This is a genomic window from Legionella sp. 227, assembly GCF_043161935.1.
GTDB classification, from domain to species: domain Bacteria; phylum Pseudomonadota; class Gammaproteobacteria; order Legionellales; family Legionellaceae; genus Legionella; species Legionella sheltonii.
Map to the genome: position 1 here is coordinate 2,459,587 of NZ_CP171154.1, position 16,430 is coordinate 2,476,016.

Sequence of the window (16,430 nt, forward strand, 5' to 3'; positions counted from 1 at the left end):
CATAAAGGAGCAGGTAGACCCTATTTTGAACCATGCATAACCTGAATGAAAATGCGCTTAGCAAGGCGTCTTAAAGGGACATGATTGGTATTGGTGAGAATGATAATACTTACCTTATCATCAAGATGACGCTCCATCCAACTACTATATCCTCTTATCGCACCATTTTTAAATGCAATCCGTTTGCCATCAATAGTGGCAATTTGCCATCCTAAAGACCAAGCCCAATTTTTATAGCCTGCAGGTTGACCATCGTTCAAAAAAATGGGTGTCCACATTTGCCGGTATGCCGCTGGGGTTAATATTTTTCCTGCAGACATCGCATTGTCCCATTTTGCCATATCACTGATGTTCGATACGATCCCACCTGACCCCCCCATCTGTTGCCATGGTTTTTGATTCGGACTGGGAATCATTTTGCCAGCTCCTGATTGATATCCGGTGGCTAAATTTGGAGGAAAAAGTGAATTAGGCAAGCCCGTATCGTTCATTCCCAAAGGGTTAAAAAGTGTATTGGATAAGTAATTGATTAACGTTTGATGGCTTACATTTTCAATGACTCGCCCCAATACAGCAAAGGCAAAATTATTATAAGTAATTGCCGATCCTGGTTGAAACTGCATGGGCTTTTTAGCCAGGTTGTTCCAAACTTTAATCCAGGGTAGATGGGGGCCACGATGCTGGGGAATACCGCTAGAGTGTGACAGTAATTGTCGGATAGTCACATTGCGCCATTTCTGTGGGGCTTTGGGCACATAGTCTAATACGGAATGATTTAGATTCACTTTCCCTTCCTGTACTAAAGTCATAACCGCAAAAGCAGTGATCACTTTGGAAACGGAGCCGATGCCAAATAAGGTCTTGGTGTTAACCGGATCTTTAGTTTCGATATTGGCATAGCCATATCCTTTTATAAGAAACGGTTTACCGTCTTTGAGTACTGCTAATGCTAATCCAGGGACATGGTTATGCTGCATAAAAACAGTAACTGCATGATTAATTTTTTGTTTTACTGCTTCTGGAGTAGCGTTGGCAAACTTTAAGGGAAAGAAGAGAGCGAAACAAAGAAAAAATAGCAAATTTTTTTTAAGCATACTCAATTTGTACCTGGCTGTTTTACGAAAGACTTAATGATAGCACCCAATCCTTCCTAGGTTTAAGAAGTACCAAAAAGATATTTTGATACTTCTCACTGATTACCTGGTACTAAACATAGGAAAATTTTGGATCATCGCTATGATCAGCTAAATAAGGTTTTTGAACAATCTCTGCAATCGTTGCGACATCATCTTGCATAATATCCGTTGCACAATAGTTAATTGTGTATTTAGTTAGCATCCTTGAGTCAATTTTATCAAGATTAGGGTGCTCATTTCTGGCAACTTCAGAGGCTAAAGCTGTAATTTGGCTAGAACGACTTTGAGCATCTCTTAGGAACCTTCCTACAATTGGCTGACCTTTTTTAATCTCAGATTGATAATATCCTAAAATTACTCCTAGACCTTCTTTTACTTTACAAACGTCGCCATATAAAGATGGATAAGGTTTATCTTCGGCCACAGCTCTTTGCAATCTATTGATGCGAGTCTCTAAATCCATGATAAATGCTTGATTATTGGCTATTTTTGAGTTTGGAAGAGCATGAGAAGTCAATACACTATTCCTAATATTAACTAATTGCATAAAATTAAAAAAAATACTCTGTATATCAGCTAGATCATCCGTGGAGCTTAATATATCAAAAGCTTCTAGACTGGTTTTAGGAAAAGGTTGTTGTTTAAAAAGTTTCATTTGCATGTTGTATCTCACCTATAAATGCTTGTTATTTAATCAAGTGGGACAATAATACATCATTTTACACGGTTTGGTCAAGTTTATAATCACAATGCACTTTATTTGATCACGTTGTTTGAGTAAGAAATGATGAGCGAGCACACGAAGAGATTTGAGTCATATGCCTGTTAAAAAAATAAATTATTACGTTTCGTAGCTGATTTGTGGGGTCATAATGGGTGGGTCGGGCCTTGGCCCGACACTTTTGAAATGTTTTTTCTAAATTAAATTTTTAAAATTCTCTAACCCCTACTTTAAAAAGGATTCGATAATTGGCAACCCAAGCCAAAACACCCCATGCTGCTGGGAGGAGGATTTTGACAGGTCACTGGCCCAAAAGTAATTGAAGATGGGGATGCAGTAACTGCGGTGGCTGTAGTGGTACATGATTGTCCACTTGTTGCTGAAGAAACAGTAATTTGAGCCCCTTGATAAACCAAGAATTGTGGCCATGGGGTTACAGAACTGATATTGGGGGATAGGCCAGAATTAGCCGGTATCGTTGCCTTTATTGTTGGATGTTGTCCTGATGGATAGGTAATTTGCACCGTAAATGAGGCTTGAGTCGGCGGGGTAGTCCCAAAAATGGAGAGTAGAGTACCGTTAGTAAATCCCTGACATCCGGTAGCGGACACTATCGTATTGTTGGGAACCAGTCCTGCGCCTTTTTGATTACAACTCGAGTCAAAAAGACCATAATTTTGCTCTGCTGTAGGACCTGCTTTTGCTGGTTCATCATAGGCCTCAAATGCAAGAACCCCTATATTATATCCGGATGTTTGTAGAAAATTACTGGTACCGAGTTGATAAAGCGTTTGGAAATAGGCTGACGCATTAGCCACGGAGGGTGCGCATGGGCCTGGGGAGTTACATGCATATCCCGTGGTAGTTCCTGCAGTTGCCCAGCCTGTTTCAGCGGACAACAAGACACGACCAGCAGTATAAAATGGTTGAGGATTAGCCATCGGTAAAGCAGGGGGTGTTGTTGAACCGACGACCTGAATGTAATCCCACGCGAGTGAGTTAGTGGGTTGAACTGTTGAACTTAATGGAGGAGTCCATACTGCGGCTGTTGCTGGGGATACGCCAAATTGAAAGGGATACGGGTCGAATGCTAATGGAGCAGTTGGTGAATAAGAGTTAATGAGTGTTTGCATATCTGCAGAAATTGCAGGACTCGGTGTAACTAAACTTCCACTAAGGACTGCGGAACTTACTGGAGTTGTCAATCCTTGTGCAGTCAGTGTCGCTTGTAAAGACGACACCGCGCTCGTTAAATAAGTCACATTGGAAGTTCCGGTGCATGGTGGAACGGTATTGCCCGCATTACAATAGTTTTCATGGCCAGCAAAAACCAGAATGACTGTATTGTTGAACACGGCAGGAGTAACTGCTTGAATTACCGCATTTAATGTGGCTTGTGCGCACGGAATATAATTTTGAGCACCTAATGGACATCCTGGATAATTGGTGTCGCTAGGGAGTTGCGGGATCACTGCCTCATAAATTACTTTCATTCCTAAAGCGTTTGCTTGATTAATAATATCGATCCAACTATAGGGCTCTGTTTGATAGGAGCGCACTGTGCTAAACCCTGCATTTTGCAATTGTTGTAGCTCTGCATACACATTAGTTGCTGCAGGGTTATTGAGTGTCCCAGTATAAAAAACATCATGAAAATTAAAGGGATAGTTATTCGTATAGTGGTTGGGATTATAATCAACACCGATGAGTTGATTGAATGAAACGGATTGTATGTTCGTTGATGTACTGAGTGTATTGGAACTTAGGTTGCCAATTAATTGAGCTGCTAAGCTAAATGAGCCATTAGTTGGGGCATTGAAAATACCCGTAATACTGCATTGCCCCCCACTTGCCAAAGTTCCAGTTGTTCCTGATGGAATGCAGCTGTTGCTCGTTATTAAGAAATTAGGGTGGTTGGGATTGTTATTTTGAGTGATGTTCTGAGTAAAACTGACTGTAGATGCATCATAATTGGTAAACGTAAAGGTTACTGTATAGTTCGTATTTGCAAATCCTTGGCTTGGCAAAGGTTGTGCTGAAGGAAAGTTGGAGGTGCCGAGAAGACCCGCAGGACTGTTTGTAGCAAGGGTTGTTAATGCAGGTTGAACGTGCACCACATTATTGTCATACCCACTGTATGCGACCATTACGGTTTTCCGGCCAATGCTATTTGGTGTTAAGGTAATGCTGTAGGTACAGCTTTCTTTAGGTTGTAATTTTTTACCCGTGCATTGATCCTGGTATTTAAATTCGGCTTCACGAGCAGTGCATTCTTGAATTGCAGAGGCGCAAAGCATGGGTGTCACCTGAAATGGTTTTTTAAATGCAAAAGGAAGATTATTCGTAAAAGTATACGTAGCCGTGACACTACCACCAAGTGTGGAAATTTGTGTTGGGAATGGTTTATCTAAAGAATGAAGAATAGGATTCCCTGCAATGGCCTGATTCAACATAAAAAATAAAATATTTGCCATTATGAATTGATTCATTTTACTCTAATGTCCTTTTTTAGTAGTAATAAACTCAAAATAAGAAATAAACATTGAAAATGTTCTTATTTATGAAACGTATTTTTTTTACAAAGGTTGTTTCTTATAAATTTAATTTTCAACAAGCAAACAATACTAAATAATGTCATCCGAATTTACCACATTTATATCTTTCAAAGAGTGAATTAGAGAGAATAAAATAGTTCCTATTTATCTATTAGATTTGGGAAATGAAAAATAAAATGCCTCTAAAATGCTCTATGTGTTATTATTTGCGCCTTTTTGTTAGCAGAAGGGTGTTTTATGGGGCAAGAAAAAAAAGAAAAGAAGACACTTTGGGATGCTTATGCTTTTAGTATGAGTTATACGGGATTTACTACGTTAATAGGGCATCCAGCGGAACGATTGAAAGTTGCAATTCAAACAAATCTTTCTCAAAGTCCTTATTCAGTAACGAAACAATTTTTAGGCGCAAATTTAAACCATTTTTCCACAGGTTTTTTATCTTGCGTTGTTCGTCAACAAGGAAAAGTAATATACCGACCTCTCCTGATTACTCATATGCCAAAGGAGGTTGATAAATTGCAATTTCCTATGTTGGTCGGAAGTTTAGTCAAAGCTTCCATTTCGAGTACTTTTGATACCTTAGTTGTTAGTCCGCTTGAGAATATTAAAACAGTACAAATGAAAACTATTGCAAGTCAGAATAAACCAGTAACTCCAATTCAAGCAATGAAAAGCATTTATCAGCAAAGAGGATTATCCGGTTTTTTTGTCGGAAGTGGCGCTACACAGGCAAAAGCATTTCCAAGTTGGTTTTATTTATTTATGACGTACAATGCAATTAAAACCAGGCGTGAAAAACAAACGTTCCTGTCAACGATTTTTTGGGCAACCGCTGCTTCAGCACCGGTAACTTTTGCAACGACACCCCTTGATGTGATTAAGAGCAACCAACAGGCTTGTACTAATCAAACCAAGCAAACCATCGGGGAGATCGCATCACAAATCTATAAGAATCATGGCATCGGGGCTTTTTTTAAAGGATTTAATTGTCGACTGGTTCACAAGTCACTGTCGACAGCAGGTGCTTATATGATTTTGGATATCGCACATAAGATGTAATACGTTATTCATGATAAAAAATGAGGACAGCTTTAACTGTCCTCAAAAAAGATAGCCTAGGATAAACCGAGTAGCTTTGTAAATAAATTACCATAGTCCAAATTACTGTCATCCCGTTGCAGACGCCAATAGCCCATATGAGTTATTCCTTGAGCAATCATATTCGTAGCAGCTTGATTTGCTAATGAAAGTTTTAGTGCAGGCGCTTGATCGTCTGATGGGATCATAAATATCTCACCCCAATATGGGTATGAAGCGAGAAGCTTTTGCTGTAGCTCATGCTCATTAGATGATGAATTTTTTATATGGCTGTTCTACAATAAAACCAAAAGAGGTGATGAATTGATGAATAAAGCAAAGCATGATGAAAAAGAGGCGTTTAAAGTTGTTGAGCAATTTAATCATTTAAATGCTTCACGGGCGCCAATCTCCGATTTTTTACCGATTGTTGATCCAGAAAATTTAATTATTACTTTGCGTGGCAGTGATATAGTTTTTAAGGGGATTGCGGGTTTTGCTGATCATCAGATAGGCAAACTCATCTATTTCGATCAAAAATTTGAATGTGAACTCATTAAAAGTGAAGCTCAAGACGATCAAATTACTTTAAGTACTAAAGGAGTTTGGTATGCACGAATCTGGCAATCACCGGCAGCTTACAGTCAACAACTCATCGCGGATTTAACGCATACTTGGATTTTAAAAAAAACCAAACAAGGAACCTATATTATTGTTATCCACATTTGTGAACATTTTAAATATAGAGACGGATTTTCTCCCCGTGATGAGGCTGAAGATTTTCATCTTACTTTAAAATAATCGGGACTTTTTGCAATGAACTTTATGAAAAAATACCCATGTTAGTTTATTGATATTTATAAAATTTTATGCTTAGATGCTCCAAGCCGTTTTACGATCATGGGTGTTATAACAACTACCGACCATTCTTTATTTCAACCACTCTTTTATTATAATCGATAACTTTTTGGTGCAAGGAGCATTAATTGAAAAGATATCCTTTTTTTTTCATTTTATTGTTAAATATTCTAAATTATAGTGCCTTTGCCGGTACTGATCCTATCAATTCGGTATCGACTGTTAACCCTTTATGGACATTTACATCGGATGTAAATTTTCCACCTAAGTTGACTGTGAGTCCAACAGGTACTGCTTTAGTGAAATACACCATTACCAATCAATCAAAAAAAACACATACCTTAATCATGAATTCTATTGTTGGTATCAACCAGATCACCTCAGGTTCTGGAAATTGCAACAATCCTTTTACATTACGCTCTAAACAATCATGCACCTTAACGTTGCAAGTGAATGGCAGTGACTTAACGGGCAACGTATCTGGAGGTCCAGTCGTTTGTAATCAAGGCAATCGCTTGCAGTGTTATCAACCCAATGCTCCAGAGATTTTGAATATTATTCAAGGAAATGCAACGGTATTGTATGTTAACGGCAATAAAGCAACTAACGGGAATGGAAGTAACTGGGCCAATGCATTTAATAATTTAGAGTCCGCACTCGAAGCTGCTGACGCAGACCCAGGTGCTGTCGAAATTTGGTTGGCGAAAGGAGTTTATAAGCCTTCTCGAGTATATGCGCCACAAGGAATAATTGGTGGTGCTTATGGCATTAATACCCCTAAGCTAAGAACCTTTGATTTACCGAGTGATACCGCAATATATGGAGGATTTTCCGGGGTTGAATCGGAACGTGCACAAAGAAACGCAACACTTCATCCTACAATTTTATGTGGGGATATGACGTCAACCTGTCTTACCCCCTATGTACCTAGTAGTAGCAATGATAGAGTTTGGCATGTGCTGATGGCCGGAAGTGATGTTCCTCCTGGCACAGGAGTTAAAAATGTTAAACTGGACAGCCTCATTATTAGAGGGGGCTATGCAAACGGTCCAGATAATGGAGTTTTGGGAGCCCATAATATACTTGAGAGTTTAGACTATGAGCATGCTGCGGGCGGGGGGCTGTTGGCACGCTATGGCTCAAGAGTTGAACTCAATCAAGTGGTTTTTGAGCAAAATATCAGTGATGGCCTTAATGCAACAGTATCGGAAATTCTTGCTGGAGAGTTTCTTGTCCTGGCTTCAGGTGGGGGAGCTGTAGCAGCAATAGATACCGATACTGCAATTAATATCAAAAAATCCAGATTTGTTAATAACAGTGCTTTATTTCCAGGGGGAAGTGGGGGAGCTTTGGAAAATCTAATTGACGCTGCTTATACTATCACATCAAGCGAATTTGAACAGAATATTGCTTTTCGCAATGGTGGCGCAATTCGTAGTAAAGATGCAGGTGATGTCATTATTTCAGCAAGTCAATTCAAAAATAACGTGCTAAATGGTCCAGTTCCAGATGCAAGTGGGGGTGCTGTTGGTGTGATCAATACCAATTTATCAGTCTCCAATACCACTTTTATGCAAAATTTAACAACTCTTACAGGTTTTGGTGGGGGCGCTATTTTTTATCACATCCCTTTTGATGACGGGACCCCTTATTTTTTAAATGTTGAGAATTCCAAGTTTACAAATAATGTTGCCGCTGCATTTGGGGGAGGTGCTATTAATGTTTTTGGAATCCTGCCTAATCCAGGTTCAAAAGCTAAGATTATGAACTCTGAATTCACCAACAATACTGGAGGTGTTGGTGGAGCAATTTACCTGGATTCGATTGCAACAACAGTAACAGGATCAACCTTTCTCGATAATAAAGCACAGTTGGAAGGTGGAGGAATCTTTGCCTCAAATTATGGGAATGCCATATTTAATTCTTCAATACAGACACAAGCACAAATTTCAAATAACAAATTTCTAAATAATGCCATTATAGGAGTTCCTGCAGGTGCCGTATCACCTTTATTTTTCTTTAACTTAGTTGCCAATATTTTTAGTTCCGGAAGTTCTACAGTAACCGCTATGGCACCTGGAGGTGGTGCAATTGCAGTGGAGTTTTCTGGGAATACTCAAATTTTTGATAATCTTTTTACCGGAAATACTGCCTTGAAAAAGCCAATGGAAGAAGAGAATCGAGGAGGGGCAATATTAGTTGGAGGCAGTGTAGGAACTCCCTTCCCTGTGAACCTCGCTCATTCTTGTGTTGCCTCGAATGAATTTTTTGACAACAATGCAGATATAGGGGATAACCTTGCGCTATACAATCCAGCAAATATACCAGGGGGCGTAACTGTTGATACCTGTTTAGTTCCCTTAAAAAAATAAAAACGTACTATGCATTCAATCAATCATTTTAAGCATACAAGGAGTTGAGATGACAAATCAGTCTTATTTATTAGGATTATTAGCGTGCCTTTTAACTAGTAGTGGTGTAGCGGGAACTATGGGTGAACCCATTTCCCGTTTTAACTACGTTGCTGCTTTAAGTATTGGTCCAGTATGGCCGACTGGAGGTGAGACCCAAACCTTTTTTTTGGCCCCTGACATTGAAAAAACTTATGATGCTGACGATACCAACAACGCTCTTGCAAATTTTGAAGTGTTTTTAGGCTTGCAACGGTCAATTACTCCTACACTTTTGGGACAATTAGGCCTCGCAGTTGCTGCAACCACTAATGCTCGTCTTTCAGGGGACATTTGGGATGATGCTGATCCAGAATTTGACAACTACACCTACAGTTATAAAATCCAGCATTCTCATATTGCTTTAAAAGGAAAGTTATTGGCAGATATGGGGTTTATCGTGATGCCTTGGGTGAGTGGCAGTATTGGTGTTGGTTTTAATGACGCTCATGCATTTAACAATGAGCCCAAAATTTTTGAGGCTATAGAAAATCCTGATTTTACATCCCATACCCAAACAGCCTTTACTTATACAGTGGGGGCGGGAGTACAAAAAGCATTGAATCAGAATTGGCAAGTTGGTGTGGGGTATGAATTTGCTGATTGGGGTAAAAGTCGTTTGGGGCGTGCACCCGGTCAAACAATGGGGGATGGTATAAGCCTAAATCACTTCTATACGAATGGGGTCATGTTTAACCTGACTTATGTTGCATAAGATGTAACGCCTCTGTTTAGGCCTCATGCACCCCAAGGGTGTATTTGGCCCATCCTGGACGAAATTGATACTTTAATTTACTGATGAGAAGAGTTTTATAAAACACTGAGTCACTTCACCAAGACTACATCTAATTCAATTGATGCGTATTGTTTGATTCATTGCTTAAAAAGTGTAGTTCGATTTGTTTATAAAATGATTTATAGAGTTTGTTGTGATTTTCCCCAAGTAATGTATGAAAAATTCCTTTTTTAGGTTTGATTTTGCTGTCTAGCATTGATAGTAACAATTCAATATCATTTTTTTCTAGAGAGGGTTCTTTAGTGAGGTATGCATTTAAATTAGATAACAATTTATGATAATCCATTTTCTGGTCTAAGAGACCAGATAGTCGAACATACTGTGTTAGGAGATTATGGGTTCTATCAAGAGTTTCTTTTTTAAATGCCGGTTGAAAATGCACATCAGAAAGCCTGGAATCAACTTCAGATTGTATGACTTCAAGAGAAAGACGCTTAAATGCCTCTTCTATCTCTGCCTCGGATTGGATCGTCGTTTCAAGTTGTGGCGATAATGCCTGTCGTTTTTCAGGATGATTTATAAAACATCGTATGAGCTCATCTAAATGATAAGGAATTCGAACCACATTGATTGTTGCACAATCCCCAACAGTACGACTTTTTAAATCGCGCATCACTACAGCGAGGGGAATCTCAATATTTTCAAAATAAACTATTCCATCATTTAAACCATGCTTAAACAAAATGCTTTTTAAAGTATCAGCTGTTTTTGGATTACTTGTTTTATCTAAGTAAGCGAATACTTCACTGATGGTTGTTATCGATTTTTCTTGAAAGTTTTGTTGTTCGAGTTCAAGAAGTAATTCCACTAAAGTTTGTCTGCGTTGTAAGCTTTGGGACATCGCGTGATTGGTAATGATGTGAGCTATATCAAATGAAGAAGGGTATGGAGTATCACCTAATTGGTCAAATAAGGCTTCAAATGGATGGGCAGCAATATTGATATCACGGTATTTTTCTGTTTCAGAGGTCAAATGGGAGGCCAGCTCTCCCCATATGCCATCCGTCATCGAAATGACAATATCACCTTCGGTTAATTCAAGATTTTTGTGAATTAGAGCGCGATCTTTATTAGAAGGTGATGCAAACATTTGTACAGATGATGGAGACCATGCATTAAATCCCCGATAAACATGGCGTGCATTTAGAGTGTGTTTGATATGAAATTGCTTATCTAAAACAATAATTAATCCATCGCCAATATTTGCAAATTCACCAGAATAGTTTTTTCCTTGCTCGTGTTTATAGGTAAATGCTGCCATAGATGCATGCGCACGCTCTTTATTAGTTCTATCCCTTACAGAAGTTAATTTGCCAATTGAGACGAGAGCCGTATCTATATTTTCATCACTATCCAAAAATGCTTCACACGTTGCTAGAGATACTCTATGTATCTCCTCATCTTCTTGTTGATCTCCAGCTCCTCCACCCAAGCCGTCGGTAACTGCAATGCGTGCGCCGTTAATAACACCATTCTTATCTTTAGTAATGGATGTGCCCGAACTATCAAGAATCTTATCGGATTCTATATCGTGATCCTGATGAGATAAGCTTGAGCCGATAAGAATAGTACTGTTATGACTTTGATTTATGGAATAAAATCTTTCTGATAAAAAGCCAGACAATTTTTTACAGCGATCTTGTGCCACTGAATACGAATAAATAACTTTCTTGTTGGTGATAATTTTATCTCTCATAACATTCTCTACATAAATCAATATGGGTAGCTCAAATCATAATAAACCATCTTTGGAGATAGTTGTTATCAGAATGACAGTATCTCATCAACTCGTGTCTTTATATTGCATTTAGTCATTTTTCAAAACATTTCTTTAGAAAAATTAACAAAATAAAGCCAGGCATTATGACATAAAATATGAGTTATTTGAATATATTTAAATCACCTTGGGCTATTATTATAAATAATAATGATGCTTTATGAGTAAAATTATGCCAAACCTGCCTGGATTATTTTTTCTAAAATCCTACCCCCCTGAACAAATATGGAGATTATTGGTTGATGGACGCTTTTGGTCAAAAGAAAAGGGCTGGCATGGTTATGAATCAAGAGAACGAGGTTCAATTAATGCTGCTTTAGAGAGTTTGTGCTCCATTGCACTGCAAGTTTATAAAGAAGGTGAGACATTTGAGTTAAGTGTCGATTTAATTAAAGAAATACATAAAAAGTGTGGACGGAAAGTAGAGGCGTTAGAAGATAAGAGCCCGGGTGAAATCAGAACAGATGAGCCTGTATCATTTGGTATTCCAGCATGTCGTGCCTCAATTGAAGGGATAGAAGAATTTCTCCAACTATCTTTTCTTATTGATGGTAGTGCATCATTTGGTCCTGGAAATCCAGGCCCGTTTGGTCCTAGCTTTGATTGGGACTATTTTAAAGATTTGACCCCTGAAAAAATACCGGAGCTTGCTAAAAAAATATATGAAGATATGAGTGCGCATGGCTACAGTAATACAAACCACTTTTATCTAGCAGTAAGAAAAAAAGTTGATGTTTTTCTGGAAGCAATCACTCAATCTTATAACAAGGAAATTAAAGCCGCAAAAAACCTTGATGAAAAACTTTACGTTATTGCTAAGCATATTCGGCAATATGAAGTTTTGCATCCTTTTAAGGATGCCAATGGAAGAACCTTTGTAAACAATTTATTAAATATTCTTTTAATGCAACAGGGTTTGCCCCCAGCGACATTTTATGAGCCCAATGTTTTTGATTTATATAGTGCTGATCAGTTAGTAGTCGTTATTAAAGAAGCGATTTTAAATACAGTGGAGATTCTTGAGCACAATAAAAAAGGTATTTCTTTATATGGATATAGTGAAACTTTGGAGGATAAGGCAAAGTTTATGGATATGCTTGATAGTCCTTCTTACCAGGAGATTCGAGATATAGATTTTTCATTTTTAGACATTGGAAGGCTATACGACAACACGCGAGAGTGTCTTGAGCCATTAAAAAAGAAATATCCCCTTCATCGAGGGGCAATTTATTTGAGCGATCCACGTGATATCAAAGAGCTGGTATTTGATTCTGATGAAGCTCAGATAAATGAATGCATCAAGCAGGGTGCACCTCCAATTTATGTAGGTAAAGCCCCTATTCATTTAGCAGTGATGATGCAGAACATCGGGATGATCGATGCATTAATTGCTAATAAAGCCGATTTATCAATTCAAGATTACGATGGCAAAACAGCCCTTCATTATGCTGCTGAATCTGGAAATATGCAGATAATGGGGAAAATATTAACGGTTATACTATCCCAGAATAATGCTCTTGCCGTATTGAACGCTAAAGACAATCAGGGAAAAACGGCATTCCATTATGCAGCGGAGTACGGAAATCCCGAGCTGGTTGTTGCCTTAACATCCACAGATGAGATTCAAATCAATCAAACCGATAACAGGGGTTCTTCACCTATATTTTTAGCCTATAAGAATCACAAACAAGAGGTATTTGAGAAACTATTAGATTCTGGGGCAGAGATCACCAAAGATCTTTTAGATGAAGTATTGGTGCGGAATGATAAAGAGGCATTAAAAAAAATTATTAAAAAAAACAAAGAGCTTCTTACAAGTAAAGAAATTTTCTATATTGCTCTGAGTGTAGGAAGTAGAAGTATAGTCAAGCAATTTTTGCAGACTAAGGGTACTGGAATAGACATTAATACTCCGATAACTGATGATAAGGGAACACCATTAATGTTGGCTGTTCAAAGAGGGGATATAAGACTAGTTAATTATTTATTAGAAAAAGGTGCTGATACAAGTAAAACCGATGGACGAGGATATACAGCGCTTCATTATGTTTTTTATACTCAAGAAAAAAACAGAGAAGAACTGATAAAAGTTCTATTGAAGCAAGATAAAAGATTGGTGAATCAACTAAATGATAATCATTGTCCTCCTCTCTACAATGCTATGGTATTGAGGGATGTTAAATCGATGCAATTATTATTGAAAATGGGTGCAAAGGTTGACTACGTAGATACAGATGGAAATAATATTTTGCATGCAACAATAGGTCGTTCTCCTTTGCCTATGATACATGAAATTGTATCTAGAGATCCTACTTTACTTCATAAAAGAAATCCTGCCGGGAGGAATCCATTGCATCATGGACTTGCTGAAGTATTTCGATATTCGGAGGATGCTGAAATCAACTTTATGGCGTTAAGTAATTATCTTTTAAAGGAACAAGTTGATTTAAATACAGAAGATATGCATGGCAAAACCATGTTAGATATTGCTCTATCGAAACATTTTTATCAGTTATGCGTAAAATTGATAAAAGCAGGGGCCCAACCCAATATTTCCTCTGCATCAACCTTGCTTCAGGAGTCTGATGCAAACTCTATTTTAAATCATCCTAAAACATTTAAGAAAAAATTGGGGAAAACGCTCGATGAAAATCCTTTAATTGCAATGACTCAACTGAATGATTTATACCTGCAAATTAAAAAGAATCTAATCAAGAGTCCTAAAAATTTTGTTCCACAAAGTAGCTTAGCCTTTTTTAAAGGAAAATCAGAAGATACCCGAGCTCATGATCAAGTTTTATCTGTATTAAAGGAGAGCTATGACAGTAAACTTAAAGAACTGCTTGGTAGCTATAAGGGGCAGCATGAACATTTTGAAAAAAAACATCAAGTGCTTGACGAAAATCTGAAGTTTTTAATTAAAAATCATGAAATTTCAAAGAGAATAGAAAAACCTACTACACAGCTCGTGGAAGGGGAATATTATCAGATTAAATGGTAGTGCTTTTACGATCTGCATTTTTTTCATTTCTTAAATCATTTTATTCATGGGAATCAGGTTTTTTCCTCAGCATTTTAGTTTCACTTTGCCTGGATTTTTCATCTAAAATCTTTTGTTTCGCTCGTCTTGAACGCCTTTTCTTTTGACGTTTTAATTTTTCAATTTTTTGCTGTTCTTTTGTTTTCTCATCACTCAATATCGAATGCAATTTTTCACAAAGCCGTATTCTGGCAAAATATCGATTATCTTCACGACTTCTTGAATCTTGGCATTTTATTTCCAATCCTGAAGGAGTATGCTTCAAATATACTGTTGAGGCAGTTTTATGGAGTTTCTGTCCCCCCTTACCACTACCAATAATAAATTTCTCAATCAGCTCGGATTCATTGATATGAAGTTTCACCATGAACTCAGCTAATTTCTCCCATTTTTCTTTATTAATCATCTTAATTACTTCTTGTGGAAATTCTTTTTAACGCTCAGAGAAAGCATCTGCATATTAAATGACCATATTCTATACTTAATATGATTATTATACAAAGCGAGGTCATGATGTCTTTTGATGGGAAATATTCGCCTGAAATCAATTCAAATGGTATTACTGTAACCATGGCGGTAAAAAAATTAACTCAAGATCCCAAATATAGAAGCGCAGATTTTTTTGATAAATGTATGGTAAAGCCAGATTTTAGGATGGAGCAAGAACAGATTACGATTCAAGCTCCAAAAAACCCACCGCCAAAAGTCAAGGTGGAGGATTTAAATATCCCTGAACCTTTATTAAAAGATATGTCTGCTGAAGAGATAGCAAACATTGCCAACCAATTAATGGGCTTTGCTTATGATCCATTGAAAGTGGTAGATCATCTCAAAGATTTAGATGCTGAACTGGGAAAATTAATGCAAGAAAGTCAAATTTTTCCATCACAAGGAACTTATAGTCCTCCTTATTTGATTGCAGGAAGAGGCAACTTCATTCCAGGTGCTCCAGATGCCTATCAACCTTTAAAAAAGGCAAGGATGTTGGATACGCTATTATTGAAGCATGAGAATTCCCGTGATGTAAATAAAAATGGTTATGTGGTTAAATTTATTGGTTTTGTCAGTAGCATGATAGCGGACCGAGTCATCTCAAGCGGCCAACTTTTTACTGAAAATAAGCAAATTGATCGTGTGCTGTTACATGGTTCTTATTCCCATCGATTATTACTTGAAGCATTTGCGCACGCAATCGAAAAAGGTGTTATCGATTTGAATCTTAAAACAGGAAAAAAACTGAACTTTGTGCAATTACTCGAAGTGTTGGTTTCAGTAAAAACAAAATATGGTCAAAGTCTTTGGGAAATGACATTGGATTCTGTAGAGGATTCTATGCGCGCTTCCAATGATCCATTAGATTCAAAACAATTTAGTTTTAGTTGTCGTTCTCCTTTTGTTTTAAATTCCTTATTGCTTTGTTTTGGTAAAGAACTAGGATTACCTCATCTCCAAACCTATTTGTTGGATAGTCATTACAAAGCTGCGTATGAAATGGTTTTACGATCTAAAGAAAAAATAGCCTCAATGAATAAAACGCATTATTCACAGCTTAATATTCCCAGTGAAATAATATATGAGCGGTGCATGGAACATTTTTCTACGAAAGCCGAAAGTTATGGAGAAGTGGGTGGTAATAGCCCTTTTACTCTAGATGAATTTGCAATGCTCTCTGATAGTAGCTATGTAGGATCTTTATGGGGCCCAAGTGTCCGGATAAAAGTAACCTCTCCACAAAAACCAGGATTTTATTCTAATTGGATGGAGTTTTTTCAGAGTAAAAGCAAAACGCCGGAGCCTGTATCAAGTCAATCTAAAAAACACGAACGTTCTGCAACCGATGAGTCTGGGGAAGATGTTGAAAAACGCCAAGAAAAACACAGTAAAAAACAACAATGAGATAAAAGAGTAGTATCCTTTAACAATAGTGTACCCAAGATTAAGTCTCACTTTCAAATTATTGTTAACTGATTTGTTGCCAAAATTCTTATGAAAAAAATCGACATCCCTATCGATTTTTAAA

General features: G+C 37.6%; 12 protein-coding genes. 6 read left to right on the forward strand and 6 right to left on the reverse strand.

All coding sequences use genetic code 11. The features are described from left to right. Nucleotides 1-20 precede the first annotated feature (20 nt). The 3 genes from ACF8MK_RS10595 to ACF8MK_RS10605 all read right to left on the reverse strand — a co-directional run bounded on the left by ACF8MK_RS10595 (nucleotide 21) and on the right by ACF8MK_RS10605 (nucleotide 4,346). Nucleotides 21-1,094: a serine hydrolase domain-containing protein gene (locus tag ACF8MK_RS10595; RefSeq protein ID WP_392536625.1), complete on the reverse strand. Its 1,074-nt coding sequence runs from the start codon at nucleotides 1,092-1,094 to the stop codon at nucleotides 21-23. Between the two features lie 112 nt (nucleotides 1,095-1,206). After that, nucleotides 1,207-1,797: a hypothetical protein gene (locus ACF8MK_RS10600; protein WP_392536626.1), complete on the reverse strand. Its 591-nt coding sequence runs from the start codon at nucleotides 1,795-1,797 to the stop codon at nucleotides 1,207-1,209. A 290-nt stretch (nucleotides 1,798-2,087) separates the two neighbouring features. Next, entirely contained in the window at nucleotides 2,088-4,346 is a 2,259-nt protein-coding gene (locus ACF8MK_RS10605; protein ID WP_392536627.1) for a hypothetical protein, read from the reverse strand. Nucleotides 4,347-4,649: 303 nt separating this feature from the next. Here ACF8MK_RS10605 and ACF8MK_RS10610 point away from each other — a divergent pair, with 303 nt between their 5' ends. Further along, nucleotides 4,650-5,471: an MC/SLC25 family protein gene (locus ACF8MK_RS10610; protein WP_392536628.1), complete on the forward strand. Its 822-nt coding sequence runs from the start codon at nucleotides 4,650-4,652 to the stop codon at nucleotides 5,469-5,471. 56 nt (nucleotides 5,472-5,527) lie between these two features. Here the strand turns inward: ACF8MK_RS10610 and ACF8MK_RS10615 are convergent, their stop codons facing one another. After that, nucleotides 5,528-5,698 (reverse strand): hypothetical protein, encoded by a 171-nt coding sequence (locus ACF8MK_RS10615; RefSeq protein ID WP_392536629.1) that lies wholly within the window; start codon nucleotides 5,696-5,698, stop codon nucleotides 5,528-5,530. A gap of 118 nt (nucleotides 5,699-5,816) precedes the next feature. Here ACF8MK_RS10615 and ACF8MK_RS10620 point away from each other — a divergent pair, with 118 nt between their 5' ends. The 3 genes from ACF8MK_RS10620 (at nucleotide 5,817) to ACF8MK_RS10630 (ending at nucleotide 9,512) form a co-directional block, all read left to right on the forward strand. Next, nucleotides 5,817-6,290, forward strand: coding sequence for a hypothetical protein (locus ACF8MK_RS10620; protein WP_392536630.1), 474 nt, complete (start codon nucleotides 5,817-5,819; stop codon nucleotides 6,288-6,290). Nucleotides 6,291-6,475: 185 nt separating this feature from the next. Further along, nucleotides 6,476-8,719 carry a hypothetical protein gene (locus ACF8MK_RS10625; protein WP_392536631.1) on the forward strand — a complete coding sequence of 748 codons (2,244 nt, stop codon included), beginning with the start codon at nucleotides 6,476-6,478 and terminating at the stop codon, nucleotides 8,717-8,719. A 49-nt stretch (nucleotides 8,720-8,768) separates the two neighbouring features. After that, entirely contained in the window at nucleotides 8,769-9,512 is a 744-nt protein-coding gene (locus ACF8MK_RS10630; RefSeq protein ID WP_392536632.1) for an outer membrane protein, read from the forward strand. A gap of 130 nt (nucleotides 9,513-9,642) precedes the next feature. Here the strand turns inward: ACF8MK_RS10630 and ACF8MK_RS10635 are convergent, their stop codons facing one another. Continuing rightward, nucleotides 9,643-11,289, reverse strand: coding sequence for a phosphocholine hydrolase Lem3 (locus ACF8MK_RS10635; protein ID WP_392536633.1), 1,647 nt, complete (start codon nucleotides 11,287-11,289; stop codon nucleotides 9,643-9,645). 241 nt (nucleotides 11,290-11,530) lie between these two features. Here ACF8MK_RS10635 and ankX point away from each other — a divergent pair, with 241 nt between their 5' ends. Beyond that, nucleotides 11,531-14,371: a Dot/Icm T4SS effector AnkN/AnkX/LegA8 gene (gene ankX, locus ACF8MK_RS10640; RefSeq protein ID WP_392536634.1), complete on the forward strand. Its 2,841-nt coding sequence runs from the start codon at nucleotides 11,531-11,533 to the stop codon at nucleotides 14,369-14,371. 40 nt (nucleotides 14,372-14,411) lie between these two features. Here ankX and ACF8MK_RS10645 read toward each other — a convergent pair whose 3' ends face one another. Then, nucleotides 14,412-14,816, reverse strand: coding sequence for a peptide chain release factor family protein (locus tag ACF8MK_RS10645; protein WP_392536635.1), 405 nt, complete (start codon nucleotides 14,814-14,816; stop codon nucleotides 14,412-14,414). Between the two features lie 104 nt (nucleotides 14,817-14,920). On the opposite strand from ACF8MK_RS10645, the gene ACF8MK_RS10650 reads away from it, so the two are divergent. Next, nucleotides 14,921-16,306: a hypothetical protein gene (locus ACF8MK_RS10650; protein WP_392536636.1), complete on the forward strand. Its 1,386-nt coding sequence runs from the start codon at nucleotides 14,921-14,923 to the stop codon at nucleotides 16,304-16,306. The last annotated feature ends 124 nt before the right edge of the window (nucleotides 16,307-16,430 follow it).